Raw genomic sequence first — 17,546 nt, forward strand, 5'->3', positions numbered from 1 at the left:
GATGCGATGACCCGAGCCCGGCACCACAACCGGGTGACAGCGAAAGGCAGGTGCCCGTTGACGGAGACAGGACTTCCGCGGCGAAACGTCGTCGTGGCCATCACCGGGGCGAGCGGTGCGTGTTACGGCGTGCGCATTCTGCAACTGCTCCGCGAGCGTCCGGACTTCTCGACGCACCTCATCCTGTCGAAGGCCGGGATCGTGACGCTGCGCCACGAGTGCGACCTGTCCGCCGAGGACGTGCGCGAACTGGCCGACGTCACGCACCGGCCCGGCGAGATCGGCGCGACCATCGCGTCGGGCTCGTTCCCCGTGGAGGCCATGGTGGTGGCCCCGTGCTCCATCAAGACGCTCTCGGCCATCGCCACCGGTTACACCGACGACCTCGTCGCCCGCGCCGCCGACGTGTGCCTCAAGGAGGGCCGGCCGCTGCTGCTCATGGTGCGCGAGACGCCGCTGCACCTCGGGCACCTCAAGTCGATGACCGCGGCGGCCGAAGCGGGCGCCATCATCGCGCCCCCGGTCCCGGCCTTCTATTCTCGACCCGAGACGATCGACGACCTGGTGGACTTCACCGCTCGCCGCGCGCTCTCCCGGGTGGGCCTGTGGGAGCTCGCTCCCCCGGCGTGGGACGGTGACGTGACCAGACGCAAAGACGCTCTCACCCACGGTGGCTGACGGCGGGACCGCGAGAGCGGTCGGGAAAGGACTCGGGTGCTCGAAGCTCGGCGACTGCAGATCTTCTCGGCGGTGGCCGAACGCGGCTCGTTCACCGCGGCGGCCGAAGCCCTGTTCATGACCCATTCCGCCGTGTCGCAGCAGATGGCGCTGCTGGAGCGGCAGCTGGGCGTGCCGCTCATGATCCGCGGCCCCCGCGGCATCGAGCTCACCGACTCCGGGCGCATCCTCGCCGAGCGCAGCACGGGCCTGCTCGGCACGATCGCGAACATCGAGCAGGAGATGCAGGACCTCAAGGCGCAGCAGTCGTACGTGCGCCTCGGCGCGTTCCCCACCGCCGGCGCGGACCTCATCCCGCGCGTGGTGCGGACGTACCAGGAGCGCTACCCGGACACGAAGATCGTGCTGCGCTCGGCCCACGCCTCCGACATGCCCGCGAACCTGCGCGACGGCTCGATCCACCTGGGCCTGGCCTGGGACTACGACTTCGACCCGCGCTCGGTGCCCGCCGACATCGAGTGGATCCACCTGGCCGACGACCCCCTGTGCGTGCTCGTGCCGGTGGACCACCCCGTGGCCGGTGAGTCCGAAGTGGAGCTGCGCGAGCTCGCGGGCGAGAGCTGGGTGGTGCGCAGCCACCGCCCGCCGTACGACGAGGCGTTCACGACGCTGTGCCGGCTCGCCGGGTTCGAACCGGACATCGGCTTCGCCACGGAGGACTACCTGTCGGCGCAGGGCCTGGTGGCGGCGGGCGTCGGCATCAGCGCGGCTCCGCGGCTCGCGCTGGTGGCGCTGCGGCCCGACGTCGTCGCCGTGGACATCGCCGGTCCCGCGCCGCGCCGGCGCATCGCGGCCGTCCGGCTGCTCAACGCGAGCCACCCCCCGGCCGCACAGCAGATGCTCGACGTCCTGCGAGCGGCCACGACCCCCGAGGAGACCCCGTGACCGTGCCGGACGAAACCGGCGAACGGCCCGGCACCGACGTCCTGCGCCGCATCCTGCGGGACGGGCGCACCGAGATCTCGCTCGTGGACCGCATCGTCGAGGACCTCGCAGTGCAGATCATCGACGGCCGCCTGCCGCCGGGCGCCGACGTGAACTCCGTCGAGCTCGCCCGCCGCTACACCAGCAGCCGCACGCCCGTGCGCGAAGCGCTGCTGACGCTGCAGCGCGAAGGCCTCGTGGACATCCCGGCCCGCCGGCGCCCGCGCGTGGCCCCGGTGACGCTGAGCCAGGCGCGCGAGATGTACGAGATCCGCGCGAGCCTGCACGGCCTGGTCAGCGAGCTGATCGTGCGCAACGCCCCCGACAGCGCGCTCGACGTGCTGGAAAACTGGCAGACCCACCTGCGCGAGGACGCCGAACGCGGCGACGTGGACTCCTACTTCTGGCACAACGTCACCTTCCGCCAGGCCGAGGCGGAGGTCGCGGGCAACCACCAGCTCACCCGCCTGCTCGGCTCACTGGGCCTGCGCACGCTCCAGTTGCGCCACGTGAGCCTGTCACTGCCCGGCCGCCTCACGCGCTCCGTGGACGACCACGAGCGGCTCCTGGAGGCCTACCGCGACCGCGACGCCCCGCTGGCCGTGGCGCTGACGAAGTCCATCATCGCGGCCGGGCTGCAGGCGATAGAGGAGTCCGGCTGGTCGGGCCTGCAGGTCGAGCGCTCCCCCGGCCCGCCCGACGCCTGACTGTCCCGGCCGGACGCGGGTGACCGGCGCCTGTGCACGGGTCGGGGCCTCGCGCGCACAGACGGCGGTTACGCGCGCCCGGCCGGGAAGCCGGGCACTACGACTGCCTCACACCTGGCCGGACCGCTCGATCGCCCGGTAACCCCGCAGCACCAGCGACCGGCTCACCGCCGCGGCGAGCGGCGCGTCGCGGTCGGCGTAGGCGTTGACGAGGCGCTCGTGGTCGGCGACCGAGTGCAGCAGCCGGCCCGGCAGAGACAGGCTCAGGTGCCGGAAGCGGTGCATCTGCAGGCCCAGCGAGGACAGCCGCCGCTGCAGCTCGCCGTTCTGCGAGAGGCTCGCCTCGGCGTTGCGGAACCCGACGTTGTGCCAGAAGTAGCCGTGGACGTCGCCGCGTTCGGCGTCGTCGGCCAGCACCTTCTGCCAGGCACGCAGACCGTCGATCTCCTCGTCCGTGGCGCGGGCGACCACCAGCTCGCTGACCAGCCCGTAGAGGCTGCCCCGGATCTCGTAGATCTCCCGCACCTGCCGCATGTCCACCGGCGAGACGTACGGCCGCCGCCGCGGCGGCACGATCACCAGCGACTCCCGTTCCAGCAGGAGCAGCGCCTCCCGCACCGGGGTGCGGGAGGTGCTGAACCGCCGGGCCAGCTCGGCCGAGTTGACCTCGTGACCGGGCCGCAGCCTGCCCTCCACGATGCTCGTGGCGAGCTCACGGAAGATCGTGAACGCGAGCGACGAGTCGCCGTCGGACCCGCGCAACGCGCTGAACAACAGCTCCTTCCGCAGGTCTTCGACGCCCGCGTCGGTCACTAGCCGAGCACCTCGGGCCAGCGCCTGGTCACCGAAGCGACCAGGTCCTCGGTCGACTCGGCCACCGCCGGGAAGCTCGCGAGCCGCTCGAACGGCCGGCACGCGTCGATCACCGCGCGGCTGTTGAACGCGATCTCGCCCGGCAGCGTGAGCGGGTCGACGCGGCTGCCCCACGTCCGCTTCATGACCTCGATGTCGAGCTCGGGGTTGGTGCGCCCGCACATCGCCCACACGACCTCGCCGAGATCACGCGGGTTCACGTCGTGGTCCACGACCACCGTGAAGCGGTTCATGTACGCGGCGTTCGGCAGCTGCGCCGTGAGGTACGCGGCCTGGCGCGCGTGCCCCGGGTACTTCTGCTCGATCGCCACGATCAGCAGCGACCGCCCGCCACCGGCCTCGTGCGCCCACACGGCGCGCACGCCGGGCAGCCCGGTCTTGCGCAGCGAGTCGGTGATGATCGCGGACTTCATCACGGTGCGCATGTACGAGTAGTCGTGCGGCGGCTTGCCCGGAGGCGCCCCGAGCAGGATCGGGTCGTCGCGGTAGTAGACCTTCTCGATGTCGATCGCGAGGATCGGGTCCTTCGAACCGGAGTAGTACCCGGTCCACTCGCCGAACGGGCCCTCCGGGCGCGTGTCGGCCGGGCGCACCCAGCCCTCGATCGCGATCTCCGCGTCGTGCGGCAGCGGCAGGCCCGTGGCCAGGCCCGCGATCGTGCGCACCGGCGAACCCGTCATGGCCCCGACGTAGTCGTACTCCGACACGTCGCCGGGCACCTCGACGCCCGCCGCCACCAGGTACGCCGGGTGGTGCCCCAGCGACGCGGCGATCGGCGCGCGGCCCTCGGCCTCGAACCAGCGGCGCAGGTGCTGCGCGCCGTGCTTGCCGGCCTCGATGTTCACGGTCGCCGAGCGGCCCTCGTCCTGCACCTGCATGCGGTAGGCGCCGAGGTTGATCCGCCCGGTGTCGTAGTCACGCGTGACCACGGCGCAGCCCGTGCCGATGTAGCGCCCGCCGTCGCCCTCGTGCCAGCGCGGCACAGGGAACTTCAGCAGGTCGATCTCGTCGTCCACATGGGACAGCAGCGGGCCGTCGGTCACCGTGACGGCGCGGAACTCGGCCGCGTTGGCCGCCCACTCGCCCGGCTTCACCGCGAGGGTCTCCATGAGGTCCTCGTCGGTGTTGTCCCAGCCGAGGCCCAGCACGGAGCCGAGCAGCCGCGGGTTGCTGACCGAACCGGACAGCACCCGCGAGCCTGCGGAGTAGTCCTTGATGGAGTCGAACAGCATCGCCTTCGGCTTGCTGCGCCGGTAGTTGACCTGTGAGAGCGCGCCGATCTCCAGCTCCCAGTGGGCGCCCTCGATCGGCTGGACCTCGCCTTCGCGCTCGGCTTCGGCGAGCCAGCGCCGCAGGTCGGGACCGGTGTCGTTCATGCTGCTCCTCGTCGCGTGTCGGCCTGGAAGTACTCGGTGGCCGCGTCGGCGGTGATCACGTCGGCGTACTTCTGGTTGAGATCGAACAGGCTCAGCCAGTGCGACGACTCGAACCGGTCGAAGCACAGGTCGCCGACCACGCCCACGCGGTAGCCCCGGCTGCACGCGTCGACCACGGTCGAGCGCACGCAGCCGCTGGTGGCCTCGCCGACCACGAGCAGCGTGTCGTAGCCCCCCGCCCGGAGGATGGTGTCGAGCGGGGTCTCGAAGAAGCAGCTCGGGCCGATCTTCCGAAGCACGATGTCACCCTCGGCCGGGGCCACCTCGGCGACGATGGCGTTGCCGTCCACCGCGCGCGGCTTCGGCGCGAGCGCCGGAGCCGGTTTGCGGTTCCAGCGCCCGTACTCCGGTGGCGTGGCGTGGAAGTACGCCACGCGCACGCCGGCATCGCGGGCCGCCTGGAGGAACGGTGCGGTGCGGTCGACGACCTCCCAGCCGGCGTCCCCGCACGAGCTGGGCCAGTCGGCGACCGACTCCACGATGCCGGCCCGCGGCAGGCCGAGCGCGGCGTAGTACAGGTCGACGGCCACCACGAGCGGGCGCGAGCCGAGGCCGAACGGCGCCTGCTTGGCCCACGACGTGGCCGCGAGCACGGCCCGGTCGCGATCCGTCAGGTAAGGCGCCCAGCCGTCCTCGAACACGGCGGCGGCCGTCTTCGGCACGGTCATGCCGCCGCCAGCGTGCTGTCGATGTACTTCGTGACGTCCGCCGGCGGGGTCGACTTCGCGTTGTGCGCCGCTTCGTCGAACGCCTGCTTGATCACCTTGGGATCGACCTCGGGGGTCTGCGACCACACGGTGAGGAAGAAGTCGTACGCGTAGTTGGCCAGGTCGTCGCTCTGCACGCCGCTGTACTTCTTGATCGCCTTCACGGTCTCGGCCTTGTGCGAGCGCAGGTACTGCAGCGACTCGGCTTCCGCGGCGTAGAACCGCTTCACCGCTTCACGGTTGTTCTGCAGGAACTTGTTCTGCACCGTGTACGCGCCGAGCGGGAACTGCAGATCGGCCAGCGAAGCCAGGCGGTGGGCGCCCTTCTCCCGGCTCTGCGTGCCGTTCGGCGGCTGGGTCAGCAGCGCGGACACCGCACCGCTGCCGAGCGCCGCGACCTCGGCGGGCACGCTCTTCACGAACACCGCCTGCACGTCTTCGCGCTTCATGCCGTTGGCCTCGAGCAGGTCGGTCAGCCCGAAGTCGCTCTGCGAACCGGGCGAGGAGATCGCGACCTTCTTGCCCTTGAGGTCCTTGATCGTCTTGATGTCGGGGCTGGCCCACATCTCGAGGTTGTAGTGCGGTTCCGACATCGCCACGTACTTGAGGTCGGAGCCCTTCATGATCGCGGCGGCGGAGTCCGCTGCCACGCCGACCCCGATGTTCACGCTGTTGCTCGACAGCGCGGCGACGAGCTGCGAGCTGTCGTTGAGCCGGTTGAGCGTGACCTTGAGGCCGTGCTTGGCGAAGATGCCTTCGTCCTGGGCCACGTACAGGTCGGAGTAGCCCGCGCCGAGCGCGGTGTAGCCGATGGTGATCGGCAAGGCGCCGCTGGCGTCCGCCTTGACCGGGTCGGTGCCGCCCTTGCCGGCGCAGCCGGACAGGCCGAGCGCCAGGGCCGCCGTGGCGGCGACCGTCGAAAGAAGCTTCTTGTTCATTGCGAACCTGCCCAGTGGGTGAAGCGGCGTTCGATCATCCGCACGGCGCCGTTGAGCAGCAGCGCGACGACAGCGAGGATGATGATGCCGGCCATGGCGTTGTCCATGTTGAAGTTCGAGGTCTGGGTCTGGACGAAATACCCGAGGCCCTGGCTCGCGAGGAACAGCTCCGCGACGATCGCGCCGACCAAGGCGCGGCCGACGGCGAGGCGCACACCCGCGAGGATGTACGGCAGCGTCGCGGGCAGCGCGATGGCGTAGAAGAACCGCAGCCGCGGCGTGCAGAACACCGTGGCCACGCGGGTGTAGTCGCTGTCGAGGTTCCGCACGCCGGCGGTGATGTTGATGATGAGCGGCAGGATCGCGGCCCAGATGATCACGAGGATGCGCGAGACGTCGCCGATGCCGAACCAGAAGATGATGATCGGCAGGAACATCACGTACGGCACGGAGTAGAGGATGTTGACCATCGGCTCGGTCATGTCGTGCAGGATCTTGCTGCGGCCCAGCACGAGCCCGACCGGGATGCCGACGACGAACGTGATCAGCAGGCCCCACAACAGCTCGAGACCGGTCGCGCCGAGCGCGGGCCAGATGGTGCCCGAGCCGAACAGGTCGATCTCGGAGGAGACGATGCGCGTCGGGCTGCTGCTGAAGGAGACGTCGACGACGCCGGTGGCGGTGCAGACCTGCCACAGCACCAGGACGATGACGAGCCCGGCCGCGCCGAGCAGGCCGCTACGCCTGCGCTGAACCCAGGCGGACAGTCCCCTGGACTCCACTGCCGCGGGTTGCCCGGGCGGGCTCGGCGGCCTGGTCAGTGTTGACGCCGTTGTCATGGTTCCTCGCTGAGTCTTCCGCAGCCGCGGATTCCTGGGTGGGGGTGGGGTTCGCGCTCTCGTCGGCCGGCTTGTGGTGCAGCGCCTCGAGAATCCGGTCGCCGTAGGCGAGGAACTCGGAGCTGCGCCGCCAGGCCGCGTCCCGGGGGCGGGGCGCGTCGATCTTGACCTCGAGGGCAACGCGGGCCGGGGAAGATGAGAACACGAGCACGCGATCGGCGAGCAGCACGGCCTCGTTCACGTCGTGGGTCACGAACATCGCGGTCTTCTTCGAGCTGACGGTGTCGGCCTGCCAGATCCGCAGGAGCTCGTCCTGCAGGTTCTCGCGCGTCTGCGCGTCGAGCGCACCGAAGGGCTCGTCGAGCAGCAGCAGGGTGGGGTCGGTGGCCAGGGCCCGCGCGAGGTTCACGCGCTGCTTCATGCCACCCGAGAGCTCGTGCGGGTACTTGCGGGCGACGTGCGAGAGGCCCACGATCTCCAGCAGTTCCTCGGCCCGGGCGCGCACCTCCCGCGTGAGCCGGCCTTGCACCTGCGGTCCGAAGAGGACATTGTCCAGCACCGTGCGCCACGGGTAGAGCGACGCGTGCTGGAACACCAGCGATCGTTCGGGGCCGGGTCCCTTGACGGCCTTGCCGCCCACCTCCAGCGCACCGCCGGCGACCGGGACCAGCCCGGCGACGGCTTCGAGGAACGTGGTCTTGCCGCACCCGCTGGGCCCGACGATGACCACGAACTCCTCGTCCATGATCTGGAGGTTGAGGTCGAGGACCGCCGTGGAGAACGCGTTGCCGCGCCGGGCCTTGTGGCCCAGCAGCAGATCACGCGCGTCCAGACATACATTCGACGACGTCATCGGCCGACCGCCACCCCAACCGGTCGGACTTCTGGGTTGCTCACTACTGCTCCTCCTTGCTGATGGCTGCACTGCTATTCGCAAGGTGTCGACACTTCGGGAGAGTCTCTGCCCCAGCCCAGTCTGTGTCAAGAGTCGCAGTGAGACGATCGCCATGATCGACCACGAAAAAGATCTTCCACGACAAGGAAAATTCCTGGTCACGCAAGTGAAGTGACGCGTCGATTCCTCTCGGTACTGATCGTCCCGTTATCGAGGTGTCATCGCGCTGGAGGCCTCAACTGTCGACACTAGCCACTTCGTTCGACCGTCAGCGGGCCGCCCGCAGCAGCGCCGCGGCGGTCGCGAAGGCGCCTTCGAGGTCGTGGGCGAGGCCGCTGAGCACGTCGTCGAGCCCGCGCAGCCCGGCGCGCTCGATGAGGGTCTTCTCGTTCGTGACCCACTCGCCCCGCCCGGCGAGCACGGCGTGCGCGGTCTGCAGCGCCGCGACGCCCACCGACGCCGCCGTCTCCGTGGTGTGCCCGCGCTCGACGTGCGCGCTCTTCGCGTAGCCGAGCGTCTGCTCCGCCGAGGCGCGCCAGAACTTCGGGGCGGTCTCCCGCAGCGCCGGCGGGTACTCCGGACGCGGCAGGCTGCCCCGCAGCACCTCGTTGACGGCCAGTTCGGCCACCACGAGGTAGCTCGGGATGCCGGCGAGGTGGAACGCGAGCGGCTCCCAGTGGAACCGCCCGACGCGCGCTTCGGCCAGCTCGTGTTCGACGGAGTCGAGGTCGCGGTAGTGGACGTCGACGCGCCGGCCGTCGATCGTGAGCCACGCGCCGCCGTTGAACACGCCGCCGCCCCACTCGCCGAGCTCGGACACCTCGCCCGGGTAGCCGAGCGCGCGCAGGTCGCCGGGGTCGAACGCGCCGCGGTAGTAGACCGCCACGTCCCAGTCACTGTCCGGGCCGGCGCTGCCCTGGGCGCGCGACCCGCCCAGCGCGACCGCCACGACCCCGGGCAGCGCGCCCAGCCCGTCGGCCACCTGGTCGGCAAAGATTTTCCCGTTGTTGTCCGGCATCGTCCGAACATGCCATGAACTCGGCGGATGATCGCTACGATTTCGCCACTTTCCGCACTCGACCTGGGGGTCACCACACATGCACCGCTTCCGCGCGCCCGTGGCGCTCGCCGCGGCCGCCACCGCGTTCGCGCTGGTCACGGCACCCGCCACCGCGGCGGCCACACCGTTCACCTCGACGACCTTCAAGGCCACCCACAACAGCTACTCCGGCGACGTGGACGGCGCGAAGGGCTCGATCACCTACCAGCTCGACCACGGCGTCCGCTTCGTCGAGTTCGACATCCACGACAACGGTTACGCCACCACCCACGACTACGGCATCGGGCACGGCAGCCCGGGCGACCTCGTCGACCACGCCGGCAACCCCGCGTCGAACAACCTGCGCGACTGGCTCGCCGTGGTGAACACCTGGTCGGCCGCGCACCCCACGGCCGCGCCGATCGTGGTGATGCTCGACCTCAAGGACGACCTCACCGACAACACGTCGTTCGCCGCCGGCAACCTGGCCGCGGTGAACCAGGAGCTGCAGACCGCCTTCGGCCCTCGGCTGCTGCTCGCCAAGGACTACCCGGCCGGCGCGACCACGGACTCGTTGCGCGGCAAGGTGCTCACGCTCCTCTCGGGCGACAGCGGCACGCGTGCCGAGTACCGCCGCGACGTCGGCTACCACCCGGCGGTGGCCATCAACGGCCGCGGCCAGGTCGTGGAGGTGCACGACTCCGGCGCCGGCGCGCTCTGGTACTGGACCGGGACGTACGGCGCCGACGGCCGCGTGACCTGGAACCGCCACGGCCGCTACGACAGCGGCCAGACCCCCGCGATCGCGCTCGACGACTCGGGCCGGCTCGTGGAGGTCCACCAGTCGCAGACCGCGGCCACGCTCTGGTCCCACACGGCGAAGCTCGGCGCCGACGGCGAGCTGACCTGGTCGGCGAGCCAGAAGTACGACGACGGCGTGTCCCCCACCGTCGCCCTCACCGGCACCGGTGTGCGCGAGATCCACCGCAGCCAGTCTTCCAGCCAGAACTGGCAGTGGCAGGGCGCGCTCGACGCGTCGGGCGCCGTGACCTGGAGCGGCAACGCGAAGACCTCGGATGCGCTGTTCCCGAAGGCGACCGGCACGTCGGGCACCCGCCGCGTGACCGTGTCGACCGGCGCCGACGGCCCGACGCCCGCCCAGACCCTGCGCTACGCCACCGACCGCGTCTCCGGCGAACGCGTGCGCTATCCGCAGGTCGCGTTCGACGAGTACCAGCAGGGCGACCCGGCGGAGCTGCAGCAGGACGCGCTGTTCTACGGCGCCCCCGCCACGGAGTCGGCGTTCATCACCTCGGCCCGGCAGAGCGGGCACCTGGTCCGCGGGTGGGACTTCGACTCGGCGGGCCTGGCCACGAACCCGCCGGCGAACTACGCGGCGACCAACCACCCGTGGGACGCGTGGTACCAAACCCTCACCTCGGGCGCGGCCCAGTAATCACCCCGCGCGCGAGACGAGCCGGGCTCCCGCACCCCGACGGTGGGAGCCCGGCCCTTTCCCCGCAGGTGCCCACGCCGGTCTCCGTCCCTGGCCGCCGCCCGCGGCCGTGACCGGCGCCGCACCACGTTCCCGAATTCACCTGGTGGTCCGCACCGGGCGGAAATCAGTGCGGCAGAGCCACTGTCGGCGCCGCCACCGGACGCGGAACTTCGCGGTCCGTAGTCCTGCGAAGCGTTGCCCGTTCAAGCGCAGGCCTTTCCGGCGTGCCTTCGCCCGCCGCGGCTCTCGCCGGGACCCGGGTGCAGTGCTGCTCGAACCGCTCCATCAACACGGCGGCGACCATCAGGACCACGGGTGTACCCAACGCGAACCACATGCCCTTGAAGTACCCAGCGACAACCCGGCCAAACCGGAATCTGCAAGTCCGGGGGATTTGTGTTGCCCTGCCAGGAGAAATCGCTTTCACGCTGCCGATCTTCGCCGCGCGGGTCATGATCGAAAAGTGAGCGGGCGGCGGGCAGCGAACTTCGGTATCTGGTTCTTCGGCGCACTGGGCGGGATCCTGTGGGGCTAAGCCCGCGCTGGCTCGCGGTCAACCAGCATGACGAACGCACGGCCCGCACCGTCCTGACCCGCCTGCGCGGCAGCGAGGACGCGGCCGATGCCGAGCTGGCCGTCGTCCGCGCCGGCGCCCGCGACGAGGCCGAGCGCGCGGAGCCGTTGCGGCTGCGGCTGCTCACCGGCGCCGGCTTGCCCACGTTGGCGAGGATCGCGCCGGACGAGCCGAACCCGACGTTGGTCAGCAGCGTGGGCGCGTATTAGATGATCGTGTTGATGCCCACGAAGTTCTGGAAGAACACGAGCAGAATCCCGACCGTGAACACCTTCCGCAGCGGTGGCGCTCGTGTTCCCGCCGCTGCTGGATGCCTTCGGGGCCGCGCTCAACTTCGGGTTCTTCGCCGTGATGACGGCCCTCGCGATCGTCTTCGTGTGGCGGCTGAGCCGGAGACCAAGGGGCGCAGTCTCGAGGACCTCGAACGCGACCTCGTGGGTGCGTAAGCTGATCCGGTGCGGACACGACCGACCCTGACCTGGACCGGCACGGGTGGACCGCTCCCGCGCACCGGAAGCGTCGCCGAGGTGGCCGAGGTCGTCTCCCGCGGCCGCGTGGTGGTGCTGAGCGGGGCGGGGATCTCCACCGAGTCCGGCATTCCCGACTACCGCGGCGAGTCCGGCAGCCTGCGCCGGCACACCCCGATGACCTACGACGAGTTCACCAGCAGCGCCGAGGGCCGCCGCCGCTACTGGGCGCGCAGCCACCTGGGCTGGCGCACCATCGCGCGCGCCGAGCCCAACTCCGGGCACCACTCCATCGCGACCCTGCGCGAAGCCGGCCTGCTGTCCGGCGTGATCACGCAGAACGTCGACGGCCTGCACCGCGCGGCGGGCACGCGCGGTGTGGTGGAGCTGCACGGCAACCTCGATCGCGTGATCTGCCTCGGCTGCCGCCGCACCACGCCGCGCGAAGAGCTGGACGACCGCCTGCGCGCGGCCAACCCGGACTTCGGCGGCACCGCCACCCGGATCAACCCCGACGGCGACGTCGAGCTCGCCGAGGAAGCCGTACGCACGTTCACGCTCGTCGACTGCACCACGTGCGCCGGTGTGCTGAAGCCCGACGTGGTGTTCTTCGGCGAGAACGTGCCGCGCCCACGCGTCGAACGCTGTTACCGCCTGGTCGACGAATCCTCGGCGGTGCTCGTCCTCGGCTCGTCGCTCACGGTCATGTCCGGTCTGCGCTTCGTCCGCCACGCCGCGAAAACCGGCAAACCCGTCCTCATCGTCAACCGCGGCCAGACCCGCGGCGACGCGCACGCGCGGGTCCGCGTCGACCTGCCGCTGGGCGAGGCGCTGGCCGACCTGGTCGACCTCGTCGGTGGGCCCGCGCGCCTCGCCTGACGCGAGCCCACCGCAGCCCGCGCGCCGGCCCACGCGGAGATCGACGCGGCCGGCGCGGCGGGCTGGTGCACCTTCGCCGGTCCCTCAGCGGAACGCGGCGACGGAGTCCGCCACCCACTCGGCGAACGCACGGGCCGGGCGGCCCAGCACCCGCGGCACGTCGGGGCTCACCCGGCGTTCGGCGGGCAACGGGGAACCCAGCACCCCGAGCGTCGCCTCGACGATCGGCGGCGGCATGAACTCCAGCATCCGCGCGCGAGCCTCGTCCGGCGTCTGCTCGGCGAACCGGACCGGCTCGCCGAGCGCGGTGCCGATCATCGCCGCCCGTTCACGCGGGGTCAGCGACTCCGGACCGGTCACCTCGTACTCGGCGCCGTCGTGCGAGTCGTCCAGCAGCGCCGCGGCGGCGACCGCCGCGATGTCCGCCGGGTCGACGAACGGGAGCGCCACGTCGCCGAAGGGAGCTTCGACAAGGCGCGAAGCGCGCACCGAAGGGGCCCACCCCAGCGTGTTCGTGGTGAACCCGCTCGGCCGCAGGATCGTCGCCGCCGGCACCGACGAGCGCACAGCCCGTTCGTACGCCGTGAAAAACGCGTAAGCCTCCGGCCGCGTGGCCGCGCCCTGCGAGGACAGCAGCACGAGCCGCCGTACTCCCCCGGCCTTCGCGACGTCGGCCAGCTCCGCCGGAGCCGGGCCGCCCGGGAACAGGAACAGCGCGTCCGCCCCGGCCACCACGTCGCGCAGCGATTCCGGCGCGGCCAGGTCGGCGACCCGATGCACCACTCCCTCGGGCAGCCCGGCCGGCGCCGTCCGCGACACCGCCGTCACCGGCGCGCCCGCCGCCGCCAGCGCCGCCACCAGCGGACGGCCGATGTTCCCCGTCGCCCCTGTCACCACGATCATCTTCGAACCCCAATCCTTACGATCCACAGTGGTCACGAAGGTGCCGTGCGCGTCCCCCGGCCGGAAGGACGCACCTTTAAGTAAGCTCACGACATGGAGGAATGGACGCAGTTCGCGGGCCGGTCGGCTCGTGACGGGTATGAGGTGTTTCACACCGACTGCCCCGCGCGGACGGTGCTCGACCACGTCACCAGCCGTTGGGGCGTGTGGGTGCTGATCGCCTTGCGCGAGCGGGAACTGCGGTTCTTCGAGCTCCGCCGCAGCATCGAAGGCGTCAGCGAGAAGATGCTGGCGCAGACGCTGCGCACCCTCGTGCGCGACGGCCTCGTGTGGCGCCGGGTCGAGCCCACCACGCCGCCGCAGGTCACCTATGGCCTCACGCCGCTCGGCCGTGGCACCGGCGACCAGCTCTCGACGTTGTTCTCCTGGCTGCGCGACCACGCCGTCGACATCCTCGCCACGCAGGCCGGGTACGACGAGTCCGGCGGCCGGCAGAGCGCGTAGGCATGGCGGAGGAAAAACCAGGGGGCACGGCTGTCCCGAAGACCGGTCACGCCCGGCGCACGTTCCTGCTCGGAGCCGGCGCGGCCATCGCGGCCTCGGGCGCGCTCTCGGCCGCGCTGCACCAGCCCGCGCCGGTCGAGGCGACGAGCGGGTTCGGCGCCGACTGGCTGTTCGGCCCGTTCGTGCCGGGCTGCACCGAAGTCGACTTCGACGACCGGTCCATGACGCTCGTGTCGGTTCCCCACTGCGTCACACCGTTGTCGTGGGAGGGCTGGCACCCGAACGACTGGCAGCACCTGTGGGTGTATCGCCAGCACTTCTTCGTGCCGCCGCAGCTGCGCAAGAACCGCGCGTTCCTGCGGTTCGACGGGGTCCTCAGCGCCACCACCGTGTTCCTCAACGGCCGCCGCGTCGCCTCGCAGAGCGGCGGCTACCTGCCGCTCACGTGCGAGATCACCGGGCTGCTCACCGGCTCCGACAACGTGCTCGCCGTGGCCGTCGACGGCCGCTGGCAGCAGGACACTCCCCCGGACCTGCCCGAGTACCCGAACCCGACGGCCATCGACTTCTACCAGCCGGCCGGGATCTACCGCACCGTCAACCTGTACGGCACCCCACAGGCCTACCTGTCCGATGTGTACGCCCAGCAGATCGCCGTGCTCACGCCCAACCGCGCGGTGGTGGTGCACTGCACGGTCGACGCGGCGAAGGCGGTGAAGGGACCCGTGCGGCTCACGGCGACGCTGAGCCAGGCCGGCACGGAGATCGCCACCGCGGTCACCGACATCACGGGGCTGCGCAAGGGCGAGACGAACACGACCGTCACGCTCGAAGGCCTCGACGCGGTGAAGCTGTGGGACGTCGACGAGCCGGAGATGTGCGACGTCCTGGTCACGCTCTCGGTGGCCGGGCGCAAGGTCCACACCTACCCCGTGCGCACCGGGCTGCGCGACGCCCAGTTCACTGTGGACGGTTTCCGCCTCAACGGCCGCCCGCTCAAGCTCTTCGGGCTCAACCGCCACCAGTGGTACCCGTTCGTCGGCGGCGCCATGCCCGAGCGCGTGCAGCGGCGCGACGCCGAGATCCTCAAGAACGAGCTCAACGTCAACATGGTGCGCTGCTCGCACTACCCGCAGTCGCCCGCGTTCCTCGACGCGTGCGACGAGCTCGGCATCCTCGTCTGGGAGGAGCTGCCGGGCTGGGACCACGTCGGCGACACCGCGTGGCAGGAGCTCGCGGTGCGCGACGTGCACGACATGATCGTGCGCGACCGCAACCACCCGTCGATCATCGTGTGGGGCACGCGCGTGAACGAGACGCTCGGCCAGTACACGCTCTACGGCAAGACCGACCAGCTCGCCGCCGAGCTCGACCCGATGCGGCCGTGCACCGGCGCGGTCGCCGGGCAGAGGGGCTACGTCTCGCCGCTGTACCCGGTGAAGGAGAACGGCGGGGTGTTCTCCTTCAACGACTACAGCCGCCCGCCCTCGCGCAACGCGCCGCCGCCACTGCGCCCGCCGCGCCACGGCGTGCCGTACCTGGTGAGCGAAGCCGTGGGCACGCTCGTGGGCGCGCCGTACTTCCGCCGCACCGACGCCGCCGCCGTGCAGCGGGAGCAGAGCATGCTGCACGCGTGGGTGCACGAACACGCCGCGGCCGACCCGCGCTACTGCGGGCTGATCGCGTGGTGCGGCTTCGACTACCCGTCCGGCTGGTACCACTCGCTGCGCGGGGTGAAGTACCCCGGCGTGGTCGACTTCTTCCGGATTCCCAAGCTGGGCGCGGGTTTCTACCGCGCGCAACGGGCCCCGTCGCGCGGCGCCGTGATCGAGCCCGCGTTCTACTGGGACTTCGGGCCCGGCTCGCCGCGGGGCGGACCCGGTCGCAACGCGCTGATCTGGTCGAACTGCGACCAGCTCGTGGTCACGGTCGCGGGCCGGCGGCCGGTCACGGTGCACCCCGACCGGGCGCGGTTCGGTCACCTGAAGCACCCGCCGTTCCTGGTGAACCTCACCGTGACCGGGAAAGTGCGCCCGGACCTGACAATCGAGGGCCGGGTGAAGGGGCAGACGGTGCTGCGCCGCAGGTTCAGCGCCGACCCGGCGTTCGACACGCTGGCCGTGGCCGCGGACGACGGCGCCATCACCGCCGACGGCCAGGACACCACGCGCGTCACCCTTCGATCGGTGGACCGCTACGGCGCACCGCGCCCGCACGCCCGAGGGGTGCTCAGCGTCGCGGTCGACGGGCCGGGAGTCCTGATCGGCGATCCGTTCCTGGACTTCGGTGCCCTTGGCGGCGCGGCGGCGGTGTGGATCCGCTCGATGCGCGACACTCCCGGGACGATCACCGTGACCGCGTCGCATCCGTTTCTGGACACGGGATCGGCCACGATCTCCGCGGTCTGAGCCACTCGCCGGACACGGGTACCATCGGCGAGGACGCCGCGGTGACACGAGAACGCTGGGAGGCGGCATGGCGCGAACGCTGACCCACACGGATCCGGCCGAGGTGACGTTGCAGCAGGCACTCGACGCGCTGACCGATCCGGTCCGCCGCACGATCCTGCGCGAGCTCTCGGACGGGCCGGACTTCTCGCGCGCGTGCGGCACCTTCGACCTGCCGGTGTCGAAAGCGACGGCGAGCCACCACTTCGCGGTGCTGCGGTCGACGGGACTGCTCGAACAGCTCGACCGCGGACCGCGACGCTACAACCGGCTGCGGCGCTCCGAGTTCGACGCGCGCTTCCCCGGCCTGCTGGACCTCGTGCTCACCGAGCCCTGAGCCCCCGGCCGGGCGATCCGTCCACTTCGGACTCGTCAGTCGCGGGTCAGGCCGTCGAGCCACTTCAGCAGCAGCTGTGTCTCCTCCGTGCCGAGCGTGGTGTCCTCGGTCCGCAGGAGCGCGGCGAGCTGCAGGGCCGCGGTCGGCAGCGGCGCTGCCGAGCTTTCGGTCTCCTCGGTGCCGTTCTCGGGCGTGAGCAGACTGTCGTGCACGGCGTCGCGCACGCGCCGGGACAGCTCGGGATCGGTGTAGACGCCCGGCTGGGTGACCATGTTGAGCGCCACCCCGATGTTCGCCGACATCACGCGCTGCGCGGCGGCGTCCGGGTCGACGCGCAGCCGGCCGATCGCGGCGCAGCGCACGAGCACCTCCCGCAGCAGCCGCAGCGCTTCCTGCGCGGCACTGGGGATCTCGGTGAACGCCGGGGAGTACATCAGCCGGTAGACGGCCGGGTGCTCCTGGGCGAAGGCGATGTGGGTGTCCCAGCCGTTCTTGAGGTCGGCAATCGGGTCGGCCGACGGCTCGGCCGCGCGCTTGGTGGCCAGGTAGCGGTCGAACCCGTGGTCCACGACGGCCGAGAGCAGGCCGTTCTTGTCGCCGAACAGGCGGTACAGCATCGGCGCGCCGACCCCGACCGCCTCGCACACGGCGCGCGTGGAGATGTCGCGGTCGGGCGAGGCGTCGAGCAGCTTCTCGGCGGCCTCCAGCATCTGGGTGCGGATGTCCATGCACCCAGTGTAGCTCAGATATCCCGCTTACGTAGCACTGTTACGCACGTCATAGCGCCGCTACGGATTATCTCTACCAACGATAGAACGACTCGGGCCGCACCCCGGGAAGG

At 71.0% G+C, this 17,546-nt stretch carries 18 protein-coding genes; 9 read left to right on the forward strand and 9 right to left on the reverse strand.

Annotated features, from left to right (window positions below):
- Positions 1 to 57 precede the first annotated feature (57 nt).
- The 3 genes from K1T34_RS46640 to K1T34_RS46650 are packed head-to-tail and all read left to right on the forward strand — an operon-like array spanning position 58 to position 2,369.
- Positions 58 to 678 carry a UbiX family flavin prenyltransferase gene (locus tag K1T34_RS46640; protein WP_255638063.1) on the forward strand — a complete coding sequence of 207 codons (621 nt, stop codon included), beginning with the start codon at positions 58 to 60 and terminating at the stop codon, positions 676 to 678.
- Positions 679 to 714: 36 nt separating this feature from the next.
- Complete coding sequence (locus K1T34_RS46645; RefSeq protein ID WP_220241177.1) at positions 715 to 1,623, forward strand: LysR family transcriptional regulator; 909 nt, start codon at positions 715 to 717, stop codon at positions 1,621 to 1,623.
- On the forward strand, positions 1,620 to 2,369 hold the full coding sequence (locus K1T34_RS46650; protein ID WP_220241178.1) for a GntR family transcriptional regulator: 750 nt from the start codon (positions 1,620 to 1,622) through the stop codon (positions 2,367 to 2,369). The genes K1T34_RS46645 and K1T34_RS46650 overlap by 4 nt, the downstream gene beginning before the upstream one ends.
- Positions 2,370 to 2,477: 108 nt before the next feature.
- Here the strand turns inward: K1T34_RS46650 and K1T34_RS46655 are convergent, their stop codons facing one another.
- From K1T34_RS46655 to K1T34_RS46685, 7 genes are all read right to left on the reverse strand, one after another.
- A complete protein-coding gene (locus tag K1T34_RS46655; protein ID WP_220241180.1) occupies positions 2,478 to 3,182 on the reverse strand; it encodes a GntR family transcriptional regulator in 705 nt (234 codons plus the stop codon).
- A complete protein-coding gene (locus K1T34_RS46660; RefSeq protein ID WP_220241182.1) occupies positions 3,182 to 4,618 on the reverse strand; it encodes a UbiD family decarboxylase in 1,437 nt (478 codons plus the stop codon). Before K1T34_RS46660 ends, K1T34_RS46655 begins: the two co-directional genes overlap by 1 nt.
- Positions 4,615 to 5,346, reverse strand: a complete 732-nt coding sequence (locus K1T34_RS46665) for a cysteine hydrolase family protein (RefSeq protein WP_220241183.1) — start codon at positions 5,344 to 5,346, stop codon at positions 4,615 to 4,617. Before K1T34_RS46665 ends, K1T34_RS46660 begins: the two co-directional genes overlap by 4 nt.
- A complete protein-coding gene (locus K1T34_RS46670; RefSeq protein WP_220241184.1) occupies positions 5,343 to 6,323 on the reverse strand; it encodes an ABC transporter substrate-binding protein in 981 nt (326 codons plus the stop codon). Before K1T34_RS46670 ends, K1T34_RS46665 begins: the two co-directional genes overlap by 4 nt.
- The gene (locus K1T34_RS46675) at positions 6,320 to 7,105 is read right to left on the reverse strand and encodes an ABC transporter permease (RefSeq protein ID WP_220241185.1); all 786 of its coding nucleotides are present in this window, start codon (positions 7,103 to 7,105) and stop codon (positions 6,320 to 6,322) included. The genes K1T34_RS46670 and K1T34_RS46675 overlap by 4 nt, the downstream gene beginning before the upstream one ends.
- Positions 7,062 to 8,015 carry an ABC transporter ATP-binding protein gene (locus tag K1T34_RS46680; protein WP_220241187.1) on the reverse strand — a complete coding sequence of 318 codons (954 nt, stop codon included), beginning with the start codon at positions 8,013 to 8,015 and terminating at the stop codon, positions 7,062 to 7,064. The genes K1T34_RS46675 and K1T34_RS46680 overlap by 44 nt, the downstream gene beginning before the upstream one ends.
- Before the next feature lie 310 nt (positions 8,016 to 8,325).
- Positions 8,326 to 9,075, reverse strand: a complete 750-nt coding sequence (locus K1T34_RS46685) for a nucleotidyltransferase domain-containing protein (protein ID WP_220241188.1) — start codon at positions 9,073 to 9,075, stop codon at positions 8,326 to 8,328.
- A gap of 79 nt (positions 9,076 to 9,154) precedes the next feature.
- Between K1T34_RS46685 and K1T34_RS46690 the strand changes: the two genes are divergently transcribed.
- The 3 genes from K1T34_RS46690 to K1T34_RS46700 all read left to right on the forward strand — a co-directional run bounded on the left by K1T34_RS46690 (position 9,155) and on the right by K1T34_RS46700 (position 12,514).
- On the forward strand, positions 9,155 to 10,552 hold the full coding sequence (locus K1T34_RS46690; protein ID WP_220241190.1) for a hypothetical protein: 1,398 nt from the start codon (positions 9,155 to 9,157) through the stop codon (positions 10,550 to 10,552).
- A gap of 567 nt (positions 10,553 to 11,119) precedes the next feature.
- A complete protein-coding gene (locus K1T34_RS46695; RefSeq protein ID WP_220241192.1) occupies positions 11,120 to 11,377 on the forward strand; it encodes a hypothetical protein in 258 nt (85 codons plus the stop codon).
- 246 nt (positions 11,378 to 11,623) lie between these two features.
- Complete coding sequence (locus K1T34_RS46700) at positions 11,624 to 12,514, forward strand: NAD-dependent protein deacetylase (protein WP_220241194.1); 891 nt, start codon at positions 11,624 to 11,626, stop codon at positions 12,512 to 12,514.
- An 84-nt stretch (positions 12,515 to 12,598) separates the two neighbouring features.
- Here the strand turns inward: K1T34_RS46700 and K1T34_RS46705 are convergent, their stop codons facing one another.
- Positions 12,599 to 13,417 carry an NAD(P)H-binding protein gene (locus K1T34_RS46705; protein ID WP_220241196.1) on the reverse strand — a complete coding sequence of 273 codons (819 nt, stop codon included), beginning with the start codon at positions 13,415 to 13,417 and terminating at the stop codon, positions 12,599 to 12,601.
- A gap of 93 nt (positions 13,418 to 13,510) precedes the next feature.
- On the opposite strand from K1T34_RS46705, the gene K1T34_RS46710 reads away from it, so the two are divergent.
- The 3 genes from K1T34_RS46710 to K1T34_RS46720 all read left to right on the forward strand — a co-directional run bounded on the left by K1T34_RS46710 (position 13,511) and on the right by K1T34_RS46720 (position 16,705).
- Complete coding sequence (locus tag K1T34_RS46710) at positions 13,511 to 13,921, forward strand: helix-turn-helix domain-containing protein (RefSeq protein WP_220241198.1); 411 nt, start codon at positions 13,511 to 13,513, stop codon at positions 13,919 to 13,921.
- Between the two features lie 2 nt (positions 13,922 to 13,923).
- Positions 13,924 to 16,329 carry a glycoside hydrolase family 2 protein gene (locus tag K1T34_RS46715; protein ID WP_220241200.1) on the forward strand — a complete coding sequence of 802 codons (2,406 nt, stop codon included), beginning with the start codon at positions 13,924 to 13,926 and terminating at the stop codon, positions 16,327 to 16,329.
- 67 nt (positions 16,330 to 16,396) lie between these two features.
- A complete protein-coding gene (locus K1T34_RS46720) occupies positions 16,397 to 16,705 on the forward strand; it encodes a helix-turn-helix transcriptional regulator (protein ID WP_220241202.1) in 309 nt (102 codons plus the stop codon).
- Between the two features lie 35 nt (positions 16,706 to 16,740).
- Here K1T34_RS46720 and K1T34_RS46725 read toward each other — a convergent pair whose 3' ends face one another.
- Positions 16,741 to 17,433 carry a TetR/AcrR family transcriptional regulator gene (locus K1T34_RS46725; RefSeq protein ID WP_220241203.1) on the reverse strand — a complete coding sequence of 231 codons (693 nt, stop codon included), beginning with the start codon at positions 17,431 to 17,433 and terminating at the stop codon, positions 16,741 to 16,743.
- Between the last annotated feature and the right edge of the window lie 113 nt (positions 17,434 to 17,546).

The organism is Amycolatopsis sp. DSM 110486 (assembly GCF_019468465.1).
Taxonomy (GTDB): Bacteria; Actinomycetota; Actinomycetes; order Mycobacteriales; family Pseudonocardiaceae; genus Amycolatopsis.

What these genes read in the sequence shown, in the direction of transcription:
- K1T34_RS46685 (WP_220241188.1), bottom strand. Translation starts at nt 9,075, where the DNA reads ATGCCGGACAACAACGGGAAAATCTTTGCCGACCAGGTGGCCGACGGG.
- K1T34_RS46680 (WP_220241187.1), bottom strand. Translation starts at nt 8,015, where the DNA reads ATGACGTCGTCGAATGTATGTCTGGACGCGCGTGATCTGCTGCTGGGC.
- K1T34_RS46690 (WP_220241190.1), top strand. Translation starts at nt 9,155, where the DNA reads ATGCACCGCTTCCGCGCGCCCGTGGCGCTCGCCGCGGCCGCCACCGCG.
- K1T34_RS46720 (WP_220241202.1), top strand. Translation starts at nt 16,397, where the DNA reads ATGGCGCGAACGCTGACCCACACGGATCCGGCCGAGGTGACGTTGCAG.
- K1T34_RS46725 (WP_220241203.1), bottom strand. Translation starts at nt 17,433, where the DNA reads ATGGACATCCGCACCCAGATGCTGGAGGCCGCCGAGAAGCTGCTCGAC.
- K1T34_RS46715 (WP_220241200.1), top strand. Translation starts at nt 13,924, where the DNA reads ATGGCGGAGGAAAAACCAGGGGGCACGGCTGTCCCGAAGACCGGTCAC.
- K1T34_RS46710 (WP_220241198.1), top strand. Translation starts at nt 13,511, where the DNA reads ATGGAGGAATGGACGCAGTTCGCGGGCCGGTCGGCTCGTGACGGGTAT.
- K1T34_RS46670 (WP_220241184.1), bottom strand. Translation starts at nt 6,323, where the DNA reads ATGAACAAGAAGCTTCTTTCGACGGTCGCCGCCACGGCGGCCCTGGCG.
- K1T34_RS46665 (WP_220241183.1), bottom strand. Translation starts at nt 5,346, where the DNA reads ATGACCGTGCCGAAGACGGCCGCCGCCGTGTTCGAGGACGGCTGGGCG.
- K1T34_RS46705 (WP_220241196.1), bottom strand. Translation starts at nt 13,417, where the DNA reads ATGATCGTGGTGACAGGGGCGACGGGGAACATCGGCCGTCCGCTGGTG.
- K1T34_RS46660 (WP_220241182.1), bottom strand. Translation starts at nt 4,618, where the DNA reads ATGAACGACACCGGTCCCGACCTGCGGCGCTGGCTCGCCGAAGCCGAG.